Annotated in this window: 15 protein-coding genes and 2 pseudogenes; 8 read left to right on the top strand and 9 right to left on the bottom strand. The window is 65.2% G+C overall.

Features of this window, described 5'->3' with window-relative positions; genetic code table 11:
- Positions 1-14 precede the first annotated feature (14 nt).
- The gene (locus QMG52_RS10490; protein WP_283560357.1) at positions 15-533 is read left to right on the top strand and encodes a GtrA family protein; all 519 of its coding nucleotides are present in this window, start codon (positions 15-17) and stop codon (positions 531-533) included.
- Between the two features lie 48 nt (positions 534-581).
- On the opposite strand, the gene QMG52_RS10485 is transcribed toward QMG52_RS10490, so the two are convergent.
- The 6 genes from QMG52_RS10485 to QMG52_RS10460 form a co-directional block, all read right to left on the bottom strand.
- Entirely contained in the window at positions 582-1796 is a 1215-nt protein-coding gene (locus tag QMG52_RS10485; RefSeq protein WP_283560356.1) for a cysteine desulfurase family protein, read from the bottom strand.
- A gap of 7 nt (positions 1797-1803) precedes the next feature.
- Entirely contained in the window at positions 1804-2778 is a 975-nt protein-coding gene (gene nadC, locus QMG52_RS10480; RefSeq protein ID WP_283560355.1) for a carboxylating nicotinate-nucleotide diphosphorylase, read from the bottom strand.
- On the bottom strand, positions 2775-4799 hold the full coding sequence (locus tag QMG52_RS10475) for an L-aspartate oxidase (RefSeq protein WP_283560354.1): 2025 nt from the start codon (positions 4797-4799) through the stop codon (positions 2775-2777). The genes nadC and QMG52_RS10475 overlap by 4 nt, the downstream gene beginning before the upstream one ends.
- Positions 4796-6121 carry a quinolinate synthase NadA gene (nadA, locus tag QMG52_RS10470; protein ID WP_283560353.1) on the bottom strand — a complete coding sequence of 442 codons (1326 nt, stop codon included), beginning with the start codon at positions 6119-6121 and terminating at the stop codon, positions 4796-4798. The genes QMG52_RS10475 and nadA overlap by 4 nt, the downstream gene beginning before the upstream one ends.
- Before the next feature lie 76 nt (positions 6122-6197).
- Positions 6198-7004, bottom strand: coding sequence for an NUDIX hydrolase (locus QMG52_RS10465; protein ID WP_283560352.1), 807 nt, complete (start codon positions 7002-7004; stop codon positions 6198-6200).
- A gap of 208 nt (positions 7005-7212) precedes the next feature.
- The gene (locus tag QMG52_RS10460) at positions 7213-7686 is read right to left on the bottom strand and encodes an Lrp/AsnC family transcriptional regulator (protein ID WP_283560351.1); all 474 of its coding nucleotides are present in this window, start codon (positions 7684-7686) and stop codon (positions 7213-7215) included.
- A 187-nt stretch (positions 7687-7873) separates the two neighbouring features.
- Here QMG52_RS10460 and QMG52_RS10455 point away from each other — a divergent pair.
- Positions 7874-8037, top strand: a pseudogene (locus QMG52_RS10455) (amino acid transporter); the annotation flags it as partial.
- Here QMG52_RS10455 and QMG52_RS22235 read toward each other — a convergent pair.
- Entirely contained in the window at positions 8035-8172 is a 138-nt protein-coding gene (locus tag QMG52_RS22235; RefSeq protein ID WP_502920497.1) for a type II toxin-antitoxin system VapB family antitoxin, read from the bottom strand. The pseudogene QMG52_RS10455 and the gene QMG52_RS22235 overlap by 3 nt on opposite strands.
- A gap of 379 nt (positions 8173-8551) precedes the next feature.
- Here QMG52_RS22235 and QMG52_RS10450 point away from each other — a divergent pair, with 379 nt between their 5' ends.
- From QMG52_RS10450 to QMG52_RS10435, 4 genes are all read left to right on the top strand, one after another.
- Positions 8552-9520, top strand: coding sequence for a thiamine pyrophosphate-dependent enzyme (locus QMG52_RS10450; protein ID WP_502920500.1), 969 nt, complete (start codon positions 8552-8554; stop codon positions 9518-9520).
- Between the two features lie 214 nt (positions 9521-9734).
- The gene (locus tag QMG52_RS10445) at positions 9735-10898 is read left to right on the top strand and encodes an alpha-ketoacid dehydrogenase subunit beta (protein WP_283560440.1); all 1164 of its coding nucleotides are present in this window, start codon (positions 9735-9737) and stop codon (positions 10896-10898) included.
- Positions 10891-11220: a biotin/lipoyl-containing protein gene (locus QMG52_RS10440; RefSeq protein WP_283560349.1), complete on the top strand. Its 330-nt coding sequence runs from the start codon at positions 10891-10893 to the stop codon at positions 11218-11220. Before QMG52_RS10445 ends, QMG52_RS10440 begins: the two co-directional genes overlap by 8 nt.
- Positions 11221-11378: 158 nt before the next feature.
- A complete protein-coding gene (locus tag QMG52_RS10435) occupies positions 11379-12200 on the top strand; it encodes an alpha/beta fold hydrolase (protein ID WP_283560348.1) in 822 nt (273 codons plus the stop codon).
- A gap of 240 nt (positions 12201-12440) precedes the next feature.
- Here QMG52_RS10435 and QMG52_RS10430 read toward each other — a convergent pair whose 3' ends face one another.
- Complete coding sequence (locus QMG52_RS10430) at positions 12441-12656, bottom strand: dodecin (protein WP_283560347.1); 216 nt, start codon at positions 12654-12656, stop codon at positions 12441-12443.
- 494 nt (positions 12657-13150) lie between these two features.
- Between QMG52_RS10430 and QMG52_RS10425 the strand changes: the two genes are divergently transcribed.
- Both QMG52_RS10425 and QMG52_RS10420 read left to right on the top strand, forming a co-directional pair.
- Positions 13151-13882: a hypothetical protein gene (locus QMG52_RS10425; RefSeq protein ID WP_283560346.1), complete on the top strand. Its 732-nt coding sequence runs from the start codon at positions 13151-13153 to the stop codon at positions 13880-13882.
- Between the two features lie 27 nt (positions 13883-13909).
- Positions 13910-14131 carry a hypothetical protein gene (locus QMG52_RS10420; RefSeq protein WP_283560345.1) on the top strand — a complete coding sequence of 74 codons (222 nt, stop codon included), beginning with the start codon at positions 13910-13912 and terminating at the stop codon, positions 14129-14131.
- Here the strand turns inward: QMG52_RS10420 and QMG52_RS10415 are convergent.
- Positions 14104-14319 (bottom strand): annotated as a pseudogene (locus QMG52_RS10415) (hypothetical protein); the annotation flags it as partial. The gene QMG52_RS10420 and the pseudogene QMG52_RS10415 sit on opposite strands and share 28 nt — an antisense overlap.
- Positions 14320-14438 lie beyond the last annotated feature (119 nt).

Here is a 14438-nt window from a genome sequence, read left to right as displayed (position 1 = left end):
AGAGTCTAAGTACTATGTCGATGCGAATTCCTGCCGAGCCGACCGAGGCGCGCCCGGGGAGCAGACCCGCGGAGCGCGGGGCTGACGTCTTCGCGGCGCCGGAAAGGCCTTCAGCGAAGCGGCCCAGGGCCATCTGGCAGCAGATGGGCGGCTTCCTTGTGGTAGGTGCGATCTGCACGCTCGCATCGGTCGCCATATTCGCTCTGCTGCGGCCGGCCGCTGGGGTGCAGTGGGCTAATCTGATCTCCCTCGTTCTGACCTCGGTCCTGAACACGGAGTTGAACCGCAGGCACAGCTTCGGCATCACCGACCGTGCCCGCTGGTTCGGCGACCACCGGCGCGGATTGTGGGTGATGCTGCTGGCGCTGGGCCTGACCAGCGGCAGTCTCTGGCTGCTGCATGCCTTGGCGCCGGACGCTTCGTTCGTGGATGAACTGCTCGTGATCACGGCCGCCAATGTTCTGGCCGCCACCACCCGGTTCCTGCTGCTACGGTACTGGATCTTCCGCCGGGTCCGCCGACCCGCTTCCTGACCGGACCGTGCGGGATCGCCAACTGTTCCCCGGCGGAGGGCCCGTTCGTCAGCGGCTGCCAGGCTGCAGCCGACCGATGGTTTCCAGAGCGCCGACGACGGCGTCCCCGGCCGTGCGCAGCTCGGCCTCCGTGATTGCGCTGCTGAAGCTGAAACGGACCGCTGTCTGGGCTACTTCGCTGCGGATCCCCAACGCTGTCAGCACGGCCGAGGGTTCGTCCGAACCCGCGGCACAGGCCGATCCGCTGGAGCACAGGATGGACCGGCGCTCCAGTTCCAGCAGCACGGATTCCCCGCTGGTTCCCGGAAAACAGAACGATGCAACCGAGGGCAGCCGTTCGGTCCGGTGGCCGGTCAGCACGGATCCGGAAATGCGGTGCAGAATGCCCGCAATGAAGGCCTCGCGGAGGGCGGCGACACGTGCCGCTGCAGCGGGGCGCTCGGCCTCGGCCAGCCGAAGCGCCGCCGCGAAAGCCACCGCAAATGCAACATTTTCGGTGCCGGAACGCGCTCCGCGTTCCTGACCGCCGCCGTGCAGCAGCGGCTCGGCGTGGACCCGCCCGCGCAGGTAGAGGACCCCGGAACCCTTCGGTGCCCCCAGTTTGTGCCCGGACATACTGAGCGCGTCGACTCCCAACAGCCCGGGCTTAATCGGCAGCCAGCCAGCCGCCTGGACGGCGTCGGTATGGAACGGCACCTCGGCCGCCCGGGCCACGGCTGCCAGCTCCGCGATCGGCTGCACGGTACCGATCTCGTTGTTCGCGTACATGACGCTGGCCAAGGCCACATCGATTCCGGTGTTGTGGCTGTGGACGCCACGTACGCCAGTGGCACCGTCCCCGCCACCCAGCAGCGAGGCGAAGACCGCCGGATCCACCCGCCCATCGGCGTCCACCGGAACAACCTCGACAGAGAATCCGTGGCAGCGCTGCAGATAAGCGGCGGATTCCTGCACCGCAGGATGCTCGACGGCGCTGATCAGCACCCGCCGTCGCGCCGGTTCCGCGGCATGGCGGGCCAGGGCAATGCCCTTGACCGCCAGATTGTCAGCTTCGGTGCCGCCTGCGGTGAATATCACTTCGCCGGGCAGGCAGCCGAGTAGGGAAGCAACCTCTTCCCGCGCATCCGCCAGCGCCGCGGCCGCTGTCTCGCCCAGCCCATGATGGCTCGAAGGGTTCCCAAACTGGCCGGTAAGGTAAGGCCACATCGCCTCAATCGCTTCGCGCCGGACCGGCGTGGTGGCCGCCGCATCCAGGAAAATCATGCTGTCCCTAACCGTCCATGCCACTGGGGGCAGGGAGCCGGGGCTCTGGCCGGTTCACCGGGAGCCCGTTACTGCCTACGCTGCCCTTGCCATTGGCGCCCGGCTCGACATTGACGTTGATGTCCAGCCCCAGATCCAAGGCACGGACGCTGTGCGTGAGCGCGCCGACGGAAATGATGTCCACACCTGTGCGGGCGATCGCGGCGATCGTTGTGAGCTTCACATTGCCGCTCGCCTCAACCAGCGCCCGCCCGGCCACTTGACGAACTCCGGCCTCCAGTTCATCGAGCGCGAAGTTGTCCAGCATGATAGTGTCCACTCCGACGGCCAACACCGGCTCGATTTGATCCTGCCGATCGACCTCCACCTCGAAATGTACCGTGTGAGGCAAGCGCGCCCGGACGCCAGAGAGCGCCTTGGTCAGCCCTCCCGGGTCCGTCCCGGTGAGCACCGCCAGGTGGTTATCCTTGGCAAGGACCGCGTCGGAGAGGGAAAACCGGTGGTTGTGGCCCCCGCCGCAGCGGACCGCATAGCGTTCCAGCACGCGCAGGCCCGGGGTCGTTTTCCGGGTGTCCGTCACCCGTGCCTTGGTTCCCTCCACCGCCCGGACGTACTCTGCCGTCGCGGTGGCAATCGCGCTCATCCGCTGGGTCAGGTTCAGCGCCACCCGTTCCGCGGTCAGCACCGCTTGGGCCAGCCCCGTGACCGTTGCCAGCCGGGCACCCGCTGCAAAGGCCTGCCCGTCGGCCACCAGGAGCTCAACCTCGGCGAATGGATCTGTCAGCCGCATGGCTGCCGCAAAAACGTCGCCACCGCTGAAGATGCCCGGTTCTCGGGCCACCAGAGAGGCCGTTGCCATGGCCCGCGGGGGCACCAAAGCCGCGGACGTGATGTCACCATAGGGTGCGTCCTCCTCCAGCGCTGCCTGCAGGATTTTCCGGACGGCCGGCTCGGGCAGAATTCCCGGGTCGATGGCATTCATAATTGCTCGCTTTCCTTGATCCTGACGTCATGCCCGGCGCCGGGGTCCGGCGCCTGCGACCCGCCTGTGCCAGAAACGTCCCAGTCATTTCGCCTCACCCAGAAAGCACGGGATGGCTTTTCCGGGCGTGCGGCGGCGTCTGCGCCCGAATGGTCACTGCGGAAATGCGCTCCTATGGATTCCGTTCGGTGTCCTGCGGCATGGACCAAGAGCCGGGACGCGGTGAGCAGATTCCAGCGCTCAAACTCCTGCTGGTCAGGCAATTTCGTGGGGTCCATGTGGACCGCTTTCCTCCCGGCCCTCCCAGGCTCCGCCGTTTCGAATTTCGCAGTCTGAGATCCCACTGGCACTGCTGCCCATGCGGCTAACGGTGCTGCTGCCGCCCAGCCGTCCAGCTGCTTGGCTGCAATGTCGAGACCGGCCCCGTCGCGGATAACCGACGCGCTGCGGGCCATCAACCGTCCCAGCTCGGCCACCTCAAAGTCGTATCCCGTTTCCGATCCTGCATGCAGCGCATGCAGTGATTGCAGTGCATGCACTGCAATCACTGTTTCGGAGCGGGTAGCCCCATCGTATGAACAGTCGATGGACCTGGCGGCGATGCGTCCCCCAGCGAGCTCCGCCCCCGCTAGGCCGGAAGCCACGAAGTCGTCTTTACTGCCGGCCCCAGTGAAGTCGGAGGCTGTAAAGTCGGCCACCGCCCGCCGGGCGAAAACGAGCCCCTCCAGCAGGGAATTCGAGGCCAGCCGGTTCGCTCCATGGACACCGGTGCAGGCCACCTCCCCGGCTGCATAGAGTCCGGGCAGGGAGGTACGACCGAGCAGGTCCGTGGCCACACCGCCCATCCAGTAGTGTGCCGCCGGGATGACCGGAAGTAGCTCCCGGGTCCAGTCGAAACCAAGACGCCGTACGGCGGCGTCGATGGTGGGGAACCGCGAGGCCAGGTAGCCCGCGCCCCGCGCCGTCTCCACCACGGTCGCGTCCAGAAAAACAGTGGCATCCGGATCGGCACCAATGGCGGCCAGGTGCAGCGCGATGCTCCGGGACACTACATCCCGGGGCGCCAGCTCGGCGTCCGGGTGGTAGTCCGGCATGAACCGGTGTCCGGCGCTGTCCTGCAGCACTGCTCCCGCCCCCCGGACAGCCTCGGAGATCATAAAATTACCCGGAACCGCGAGCGCCGTGGGATGGAACTGAAAGAACTCGGTATCGGTAACCACCGCTCCGGCACGCCAGGCAGCAGCAAGACCGTCTCCGGTGGCAACAGAGGGATTGGTTGTGTATTCAAACATCCTGCCTGCGCCTCCGGTGGCGAGCAGCACTGCGTCGGCCTGCACCTGATGGGCCGCACCGTCGTGAAGGTAGCTGACGCCGTCCACCCGGCCTCCCGTCGTCGTCAGTTCCGTCATAAAGGCATGCTCCACGACGGCGATCCGGCCGTGGCCCACCCATGTCCCGCGCTGCTCCGCACAGTCGGAAAGCCTGCCGCCGGCAAGCCCGTGGTCGGAAAGCTCACTGTCGTCGGCCGAACGTGCCAGCACGGCGCCGATCAGCGCCTGCGCGATAGCGGCCCCGGTAGCGTCACCACCCGCGTGCAGAATCCGTGCCGCGGAATGCGCCGCCTCCAGGCCCAGCGCACGGCCGCCGGAGGAAGCGTCGATGTCAAAGTTGACTCCGAAATTCTCCATGCGGGCAATATCGTCCTTCGCCTCCGTGCACAGGATCCGCACGGCCTCCGGGTCACAATGCCCGGCGCCGGCCTTAAGCGTGTCCGCGATGTGCGCCTCCACCGAGTCCCCGGGGGCAGCGTCATTGGACCCGAGCACGGCGCAGATCCCGCCCTGAGCAAAGCGGGTATTGCTTTGCTCCAGCGCGCCCTTGGTGAGCAGGGTCACCATGGCACCTGCCTCCGCGGCCAGCAGGGCGCCGTAAAGCCCGGCGATGCCACTGCCGACGACGACGATCCGGCGCGCGGCCGCGCTCCCCGCTCCCCCAGCATTCCCCGCTCCCGAGGTGGTCACGGCTTCGCCGCCAGCATCCGCTCCAGTGCCACCCGTGCCGGCACCGCTATTGATTCCGGAACCGTGATCCGGTTGAGCACTTCCCCGCGCAGTAGCCCTTCCAGCACCCATGCCAGGTAGCCCGGGTGAATCCTGTACATGGTGGAGCAGGGACAGATCACCGGATCCAGGCAGAAAATGGTGTGCTCCGGATGCTGGGCCGCCAGCCGGTTGACCATATTGATCTCCGTGCCGATGGCGAATGTGCTGCCGGCCGGCGCCGCCCGGACAGCCTTGAGAATGTAGTCCGTGGAACCGGCCGCATCCGCGGCGTCGACCACCGGCATAGGGCATTCGGGGTGCACTATTACCTGGACGCCGGGGTAGTCGGCCCGAGCCTTTTCGATCTGGCCGACGTTGAAGCGCTTGTGCACCGAGCAGAATCCGTGCCACAGAATCACGCGTGCGTCCCGCAGCGTCTGTTCATCGGTGCCGCCCCAGGGCTGGCGCGGACTCCACATGGGCATCTCCTCCAGCGGCACGCCCATGGCCTTGGCGGTATTGCGCCCAAGATGCTGGTCCGGGAAAAACAAGACGCGCTGCCCGCGTTCAAATGCCCAGTCCAGCACGGTGGCCGCATTGGATGAGGTGCAGACGATGCCGCCATGTTCACCGCAAAAGGCTTTGAGTGCGGCGGAGGAATTCATGTAAGTCACCGGAATCACCGGAACCCGACCGCCGCCGTCGGGCTCTGTGCCGTAAAGCTCCTCAAGCTGCTCCCAGCAGGCTGTGACGGATTCGATGTCCGCCATGTCTGCCATCGAGCAGCCTGCGGCGAGGTTGGGCAAAATCACGGACTGGTGAGGGCCGGAAAGCATATCCGCGGTCTCCGCCATAAAGTGCACACCGCAGAAAACGATCGCCTCCGCAGCGGGCTTGGCCTTGGCCGCATTGGCCAGCTGGAAGGAATCCCCGACGAAATCGGCAAACCGGATAACCTCATCCCGCTGGTAGAAATGGCCCAAAATCACGACGCGTTCCCCGAGCTCCGCCTTGGCAGCCAAAATGCGGGCCTCCAGTTCGGCGTCGCTCGCGTCTTTGTATTCCTGCGGCAGCTGCCCCTGCCGGGGCGTCGCGGTAGGCGCCACGTCCGACGACGACGCGCCGGGTCCGTAACCGGGCGTCCCGGCCAGCGCTTCGGCAAGATCAAACTCCCACGGGGCGGTGGCCAGATCCGGACCGCAGGTTGCGGCTGGGGCAACCGGCTGACCCGCGGCGTCGAGGGCCGGAACGGTCGCATCTTGGCGGGTGATGAGCGCAATTGCAGCATTGACTGATGACATCGGGGGCTTCCTTGGTCTGACGGATTTGAAGGGTTGAATCGCTCGAAGGGGTTGCAGGGGATGAAGTGGTTACGTGTCAGTGGATGGGATCCACGACGGTGTGTGCACCCACAGCGGCAGGAGCCACGGCGTCTGATCCGACGGTCCCTGATGCGGCGCCGTCTGGTCCGGTTGTCCCTGTTACGGCGGCGTCTGGTCCGGCGGCGTCTGATCCGTCTGCGCCGGTATAGCGGTAGAGCCGGGGCGGCCGGTGCTTGCCGCCTTGCAGGTATTCCCCGGTGGCTTCGATCTGCGGATCCGCCGTGAGCTGCCGTCGGAAATTGGCCGGATCCAGGGTGCGGTCCAGCACGGCCTCATACACCTCGCGAATCTGTGCCAGCGTAAATTTCTCCCCGAGCAGGTGGTAGGCAATCGTGCCGTAGGTCATTTTGTTGCGCAGCCGCCAGAGCGCATAATCGACAATCTCGTTGTGATCGAAGGCCAGTGGTTCCAGCTGATCGGCACGGAACCATTTCACGTTGGTGGATTCCTCCGCCAGTGCCGCCTCGGTGGGCTGGACCAAAGCCCAATAGACAATCGAAACGACGCGTTGGCTCGGGGAGCGGTGCAGGCCGCCGAAGGCGTAGAGCTGTTCCAGATACTGCGGCACCAGGCGCGTGGTCTCCTGCAGACTCCGCGCCGCCGCGCCCTGCAGCGACTCCCGTTGCGTCAGCGGGCCACCGGGAAGAGCCCAGCGGCCCCGGAAAGGTTCGCGGATCCGTCTCACCAGCGGAAGCCACAGGGTGGGACGACCCGATGATTCACTGGGGCGCAGTGCGAAGATGACGGTTGAGATGGCGAGCGAGGGAGGCTGCTCCAGGCGTTCGGAGACGTTCGCGGACATCAGAAAATCCGGAGGTACCATGGTGCTCACCGCCTCCGCCGGAAGCCGGCAGTTAGTTAAAGTCTTTTTGACCTGAACTAAGTTTACGGCCGGAAACGCGGAAATCAAAACGGAAATCAAAACAAGGTCACGAACGAGCCCGCTTCCGGCGAGCATCTGAGGCGACCATATCGCTGCACCATCGGGGGAGCCGCGTAGCGCCGGCGCATCAGAGAGTTTCCGCGGCGGCTTCCAGCAGCGGCAGGGTCCGGCCCTGGAAATGGGTGTTGAGCACCATGACCGATGCGGAGCGGCGCACCGATTTGGTGGCGATCATGGCGTCCAGCACCCGCTGCAGGTCCGAGTTGGAGCGGGCCGCCACTCTGGTCATCAGATCGCTGCCGCCTGACACAGTGTGGATCTCCAGGATTTCCGGAATCGTCGCCAGAGCCGCCACGACGGCGTCGTGCCCCAAATCCTGGTTGATGGTCAGCGAACAGAACGCCACGACCGGAAAGCCGAAGGCAGCGGGGTCGGGCTGCGGCGCCCAGATGCCGATCACGCCCGTTTCCAGCATCCGGTCCAGCCGCGACTGCACTGTGGCCCGCGCTACCTTCAGGACGCGGGAAGCCTCCAGCACGGAAATCCGGGGTGAATCCGTAAAAAGACGCACAATTTTGGCATCCAAAGCGTCAATGCCCATCACAAACCTTCCGTTGTTCACCAGACGCAGGGCAATTTGTCGACATACCGCCGGTGCGTTGTACAGCTTGCGATCATTGTTCCACGGTGCTGTCCGACGGATCGCCGGGAAGCGATAAATTCAATAGACCGGCCGCAGGATATTGAGGGACTCACGAACGGAAGGATCGCCGCAAGATGACAACGAAGTCGGGCCCGCCGTGCTGATTTCCTATCTGGTGGCAGGCACCCTGATCATCCTGGTGATGTGGGCCCTCGGTAAGATGGCGGCGGCCAACCCCAACAGCGGGGCCTTTTCCGTCTAGCCGAAAAAGCCCTGGGCCGGACGGCCGGATCGACGGTGGGCTGGTTATGATGGAGCCCCCAGATGGGACAGCCGGCTGGAGCTTTCCCTGGCGATCAGCGCCGTCAATGCTTCACGAATCAGAGCAGACCGCGCGTTGATTCCTGTGGGCTCCCGGGCCTGAGCCACGAACTCGTCGTCCAAATTAGCAGTCGTTCACATAGGACCGGCCTCGCCTGCACCCTCCTCCCCTTGGCTTTGACCTGGACAATTTGTCAACCTCCGGCGCCCCGACGGACCCACAATTGTGCAGTTTGATGCCGCTGTGTCATTCAGATTGCGCACGCTGCCCGGGGTGACTACGGTCACAGGTGGAAGGCGTGCTCAATGGCGCGCACGCCCCCACTTGACCCGCACGCCGTAACCACCCGTCGAAGGATGAAGCCATGAAGACCTCCTCTTCCCGTCCGGCCGGAATCTGATGGCCGACGACGGCGCCGCCAGGTCCGGCGCGGAGCTCACCAATGCGGGCCCCGGCAGTGCAGACCTTACCGGCGACGAACTGCGCGAACTGTACAGGCTCATGGCGGCCGTCCGTCATCTGGACACGTCCGCCGTCGGCTGGCAACGGCAGGGGCTGATCCCCGGCTATGCCCCCGAGCTGGGACAGGAAGCCGCGCAGGTTGGCAGCGGGTTCGCCGTCGACCTTGATCGCGACTTTGTCTTCCCGACCTACCGGGAAATGGGTGTGGCCCGGGCGATGGGCGTGGACATGATCGGTTACATGTCCACGCACAAAGCAAGCTGGCACGGCGGGCTCTACGATCCGGTGAAGTCCCGAATGGCTCCCATCCAGGCCGTTGTGGCCGGGTCAGTGCTGCACGCCGTCGGCTGGGCGCACGGGCAGAAACTCTCCGGCCTTCCGCCGGAAAAGCAGGGCGTGGCCGTAAGCTACTTCGGCGACGGCGCCAGCTCACAGGGCGATGTGCATGAGGCAATGAACTTTGCCGCCGTGATGAAGGCCCCGGTGGTGTTCTTCACGCAGAACAACGGCTGGGCCATCTCCGTACCCACCGAACGACAGGTGGCCGGCGGATCCGTCGCCGCGCGCGCCGCCGGCTACGGGATACCGTCGCTGCAGATCGACGGCAACGACGTGGTGGCCGTCGTCCGGGCCATGCGCACGGCGCTGGCACACTGCCGCGCCGGTAAAGGCCCCATGGTTATCGAAGCCATGACGTACCGCCGCGGGCCGCATTCCACCAGCGACGATCCGGGCCGGTACCGAACCCTGGAAGCGGAAAGCACGGACGCGGGCACGGATCCGCTCGATGTGCTCCGGGACCGGCTGCTTGCCGAGGGACTCGCCGATGATGCCTTCTTCACCGAGGCACTGAAAACGGCAAAGGCGGAAGAGGAGGAGATCCGGGCCGGGGTGGCCGCGCTGGGCCCCAGACACGGCACCGAAATGTTCGATTTTGTTTTCCAGGAATCCACCCCGGCCCTGGCCGGACAGGCACGGCGCTGGCGCGAGGAGTCCGAACATGTCTAACACCCCAACCGATCAGATTAACGTCCATTCCAGCGATCTGGAGGCCGCCCGGCACAACGTCGAGGCCGCCGGGGCGGCGGACGCGGGGGCGGCCGAGCTGGGCGTTCAGGGCGTGGACGGACGCCTGAGCGACGCTCCGGACAGAGTCCGTGCGCGGCACAATTTGGAGCCGATTGCCGGCGGGAACGCTCAGCCCGTTGGCCGCACGGAAACCATGTCGATGCAGCAGGCACTGAACCTGGCCCTGCGTGAAATCCTGGCCGGGGACCCGAAGGCCGTGGTGCTGGGTGAAGACGTGGGTGTGCTCGGCGGAGTATTCCGGATCACCGACGGCCTGCAAACCGAGTTCGGCGCCGCCCGGGTTTTCGACACCCCACTGGCGGAGTCCGGCATCCTCGGGATGAGCGTCGGCTTGGCCATGGCCGGTCTGCACCCCATCCCCGAGGTCCAGTTCGACGGCTTCTCCTACCCGGCGGTGAACCAGATCGTCTGCCAGCTGGCCCGGATGAACTACCGCAGCCGGGGCACTCTGCCCATGCCGGTGACCCTGCGTGTGCCCAGCTTCGGCGGCATCCGTGCGCCCGAGCTGCACGGCGAAAGCCTAGAGGCGCTCTTTGCCCACGTGCCCGGGCTCAAGGTGGTCTCGCCGTCGTCCCCGCACGAGGCCTACCATCAACTCAAGTACGCCGCGTCCCTGCCTGACCCCGTAGTGTTTATGGAGCCCAAGTCGCGCTACTGGCAAAAGGGCGTGGTGGTGTTCGACGACGGCGCGTTCGACGGCGGCGCGTCCGACGGCGGCGGGTTCGACGGCGGCGGGTTCGACGGCGGCGCGTCCGACGGCGGCGGGTTCGACGGCGGCGGGTTCGACGGCGGCGGGTTCGACGGCGGCGGGTTCGACGCCGCGGTCGGCGTCGGCGACACCTCTGCGGCTGCCAACGCTGCCAACGCTGCCAACGCTGCCAACGACAATCTCAGTTCCAAAGTCGTCCGCACCGGCCAACACCTCACCCTGATCGCGTGGGGCGCAATGGTCGCCCGCTGCCTGCAGGTAGCCGAGCTGGCTGCCGAAGACGGCATCGACGTCGAGGTGCTGGACCTGCGCTGGCTCAAACCGATCGACGCCGAAGGACTGGCGGCCTCCGTCACCAAAACCCGGCGCGCCGTCGTCGTCCATGAGGGCCCGCTGACGGCCGGACTGGGCGCCGAAGTCGCAGCTCTGGTCACCGAGCGCTGCTTCGGCACGCTCAGGGCACCGGTGGAACGGGTCACCGGGTTCGATGTGCCGTACCCGTCGGGCGATCTTGAAGACGAATACATCCCCAACATTGACCGGATCCTGTTCGGCATGCAACGCGTATTGGAGTACCGCCGTGGCTGAAATTTCGTTCCCCCTGCCGGATCTCGGTGAAGGCCTGATCGAGGCCACCGTATTGGAGTGGCTGGTGGCGCCCGGGGATCAGGTGGAGCGCAATCAGCCGCTGGTGGAGGTGGAGACCACCAAGTCCGCGGTGGAACTGCCGTCACCGCAGGCCGGCAAGGTAGTGCGCATTCATGGCGAGCCCGGCGGCACCATCGCCGTCGGTGAGCCGCTGATTGTCTTTGAGGTTCCGGACAACACGGCGGGGATCGTGGGAACCGTGCCGGTCGAAGAGGCGCCCCGGCGCCGCGTCCGGCTCAGTGCGCCGCCGGAGGACGATTAAGCACGACGGCGGACGGTTGCCGACGGCGGGTGGCTGGGTGCCGCGGACGACAGCGGGCGTAGCAGACGGTGCGGACGGAACACCGGACATGAACCGGAACGAAAGATGGAATACTCGGACATGGAACGATTCCACCGAAACGCACAGGAGCCAGGCGAATGGAAACTCACGGCAGGCACTCCGCGCAGCTCCCCGGCCACACCGTCGAGGGCACGGATCCGCAGCTGTACATCCAGACGTATGTGCCGGCAGCCGATGCGGGCCTGCGCCCAGTGCTGCTGCTGCACGGATTCGCCTCCTCCGCAAAACTGAACTGGGCCGACACCGGCTGGCTGAGTGCGCTGAACAGCGCCGGCCGCAGGGTCATCACCGTCGATTTGCCCGGCCACGGCGGAAGCGCCGCACCCGACGACCTGGATTCATACACGCCCAGCCGGATCCGGGCGGATATCCTGCAGCTCGTTTCCGACCGCGGCGTTCGTCCGCTGCACGACGGCGACACCACCACGGGGCTCGATGTAATCGGCTATTCCCTCGGGTCCCGACTGGCCTGGGAATTCGGCGCCACACAGACCGAGCTGGTGCACCGTCTGGTGCTGGGCGGGGCGGGTGGGCTGGATCCGCTGGCCGCTTTTGATCTTCCCGCGGCTCAGCAGTATCTGGCGGACGGCACGCCCATTGCGGATGCGTCCACTGCCGCGTTGCTGAAAATGGCGCAACTGCTGCCGTCCAATAACCTCTTCTCCCTCTTGTCCCTGATCGAGGCGGCTAAACTCGAGCCGTTTGATCCGGCCGAGGCGGTGCCGAAGATGCCGATGCTGCTCATTGCCGGAGATAAGGATGAAAGGGCCGCGACCATGGGGGACCTGGCGGCCCTCAGCAGCCTCAGCGAACAGGTGCTGCTCCCCGGCCGCAACCACACGAACGCCGTCACCTCACGGGCCTTCAAGAACGCCGCGATCGAATTCCTGGCCGGCTAAGAGAGAATCCGCCAGGAGCAGTTCCTCCTGGCTCCGTCGGTGCGCTCTACGTGGCCTTGGCGGTGCGTCTCGACCTCCCGCTGATGACAGGCGATCGCAGGCTTAGCAATGCCCCCGGCGCGCCGAGCAGGTTCGATCTTGCCTAAGCTGCTGGTAGCGCGGTGCGAGAGTTGAGGCGATCCACGGCTGGTCAAGGACATCTTGCGGATATCGGAGACTATGCCGGACCGTTGAACCCAACTATGCCGGCCCGTTGAGCTTGAACCCAACCTTGATGTGCGCCTGGTAGTGCTCGATCAAGCCGTCCTTAATATGGCCGCGGACCTCAATCACTTCGAACCAATCCAGGTTCTCCAAGGTCTTGCTCGCCCGCTCGACGGCGTTCGCGATGGCGTCGTCGGAGCCCGTGGTCGAGCTTCCGACGACCTCGATGATGCGATAGGTGTTATCAGTCATATTCATCTCCCAGTGTGGTTATGCCTGCACGATGCGTCTTCAGGCTAGTCCTAATACGGTTTCAATCCAACGGTTCGCGGTTCGGAATCTCCGGCTGCCGGCCCCGGAATGGGAGTCGCCGGACCCAACGGGCATCTCACAGGACGGGCAACCCACAGGCTGACGGCTGTCGAGGCAAACACCACGGCGGCGCAATGGCGGACGTGCAGGTCCGTTCGCTCAAGGTCACCAATCCTCACACCCGGGTACCTAATCTTTCGGTCGAAGTACCTATATTTTTCACCATACTGAGAATGTACGTTTTCCCTATCGACGTCACTTACGATCCGGAGGGCCGGCATATGAAACAACGGAGCGCGCAGCCACCACAAGGATTCCAAGGATTCCAAGGATTCCAAGGATTCCAAGGATTCCAAGGCAGTAAATTCCAAATCAGTGGCGTCCAAGACAGTGGATTGCAACGGCAGGGCTTCCAACGACGCACGGCGCCGTTGATGATCGCCACCGCAACCGGGGTGCTGGCATTGGCCTTAGCGGGGTGCGGAGGCGGAGCTCCGGGGGCGGATTCCTCCGCAGCCGCCGCGGGCCCTTCCCCGGCTGTGTCCAGCTCCACGCCCACGCCGGCTGCCACGAGTACTCCGGAGACCCACACCAATGAAGAACTGGCCACCTTGCTTTCTGGTTTGAAGGATGCCCAAGGGCAACCCTTTTCGGTAATCCCGGCGGCACAAGTGGACCAGGGCATCGCGAAGGCCCGCCAGCTGCTCCAAAGTGCGGTCGTCACTCCGGCGGCCTGTAATGTATTTGCCGCCGACAACGGACAGATCCCCGAGGGCAGCACCTACGCCGGCGGGACCAGCCAATCGGCAGCGGAGCAGACCGCCGTCGTTGTCACCGTCGTTGCCGTCAAGGATCCACAGATCATGGTCGGCCAGCTCGCAAAGTCCAACGAAGCCGCCGCCCAGTGTGCCACCTTTACCATCGAAGCCGGTGGCCAAAAGATCACCAGTCAGATCCAGCCGGTTGAGGTCAAAACCAGCGGGGACAAGTCATTCGGAGCGCTGGCCACCCAGACCACGGCTGACGGGAGAACCCAGACCACGCTGACCGTCACAGCACTCAAAGGCACCCTGGCCGCGACCGCCACCAAAACCGGCGCCGCGATTACTGCAGACGCCGCACCGGAACTCGTCCGGCTGGCCGATGACATTCTGGCCAAGGACTAGCAGAGGAGCCTGGGTATAAGGAACACCGTGAGCAGAAGAACCAAGATTGTTCTGTTCGCTGTCATTGTTCTGGTTATCGGCGTCGCGGCGTCTATGTACTGCGGCCGGGGATATGCGCTCGCAGGGGTTGGCTCTGGAATAGGTTCCTGGCTTGGCGTTTCGGCCGGCAACAAGGAGGCACGCGAGACGGACGCCCACCGCGATGAATGGCTGGCGAAACGCAGCACCACACCGAATGTAAGCGCGTAGCCGGAGAGCACCCATTGGATCTCCGACTGGCTGGCCCCCAGACCCGTCTGGATCGAGGGCAGCGCTACGTTGACAATGCTCACGCCCGCCAGCGACATGAAAATCGTGACCAGCAAAACCATGAGAACCCGCCAGCGCCCGGGACCAGGGACATACTCCGGTTCCTGTTTCCGGTGCGTTCGAAAAATGTCAAGCTGTATGGAGTCACTTGGCGCTTAGCGTGGCTGTTCTTGTTTCGGGGAGGTTGATGCCGACATGGTCGGCCGGGGCTGGTGTGCTGGGTCGGCGGCGGAACCTTCCAGGATTT

Source organism: Paenarthrobacter sp. PH39-S1 (genome assembly GCF_030063245.1).
GTDB lineage: Bacteria > Actinomycetota > Actinomycetes > Actinomycetales > Micrococcaceae > Arthrobacter_M.
The sequence above is the reverse complement of the archived record's forward strand: the minus strand, read 5'-3'. Positions and strand labels throughout refer to the sequence as shown.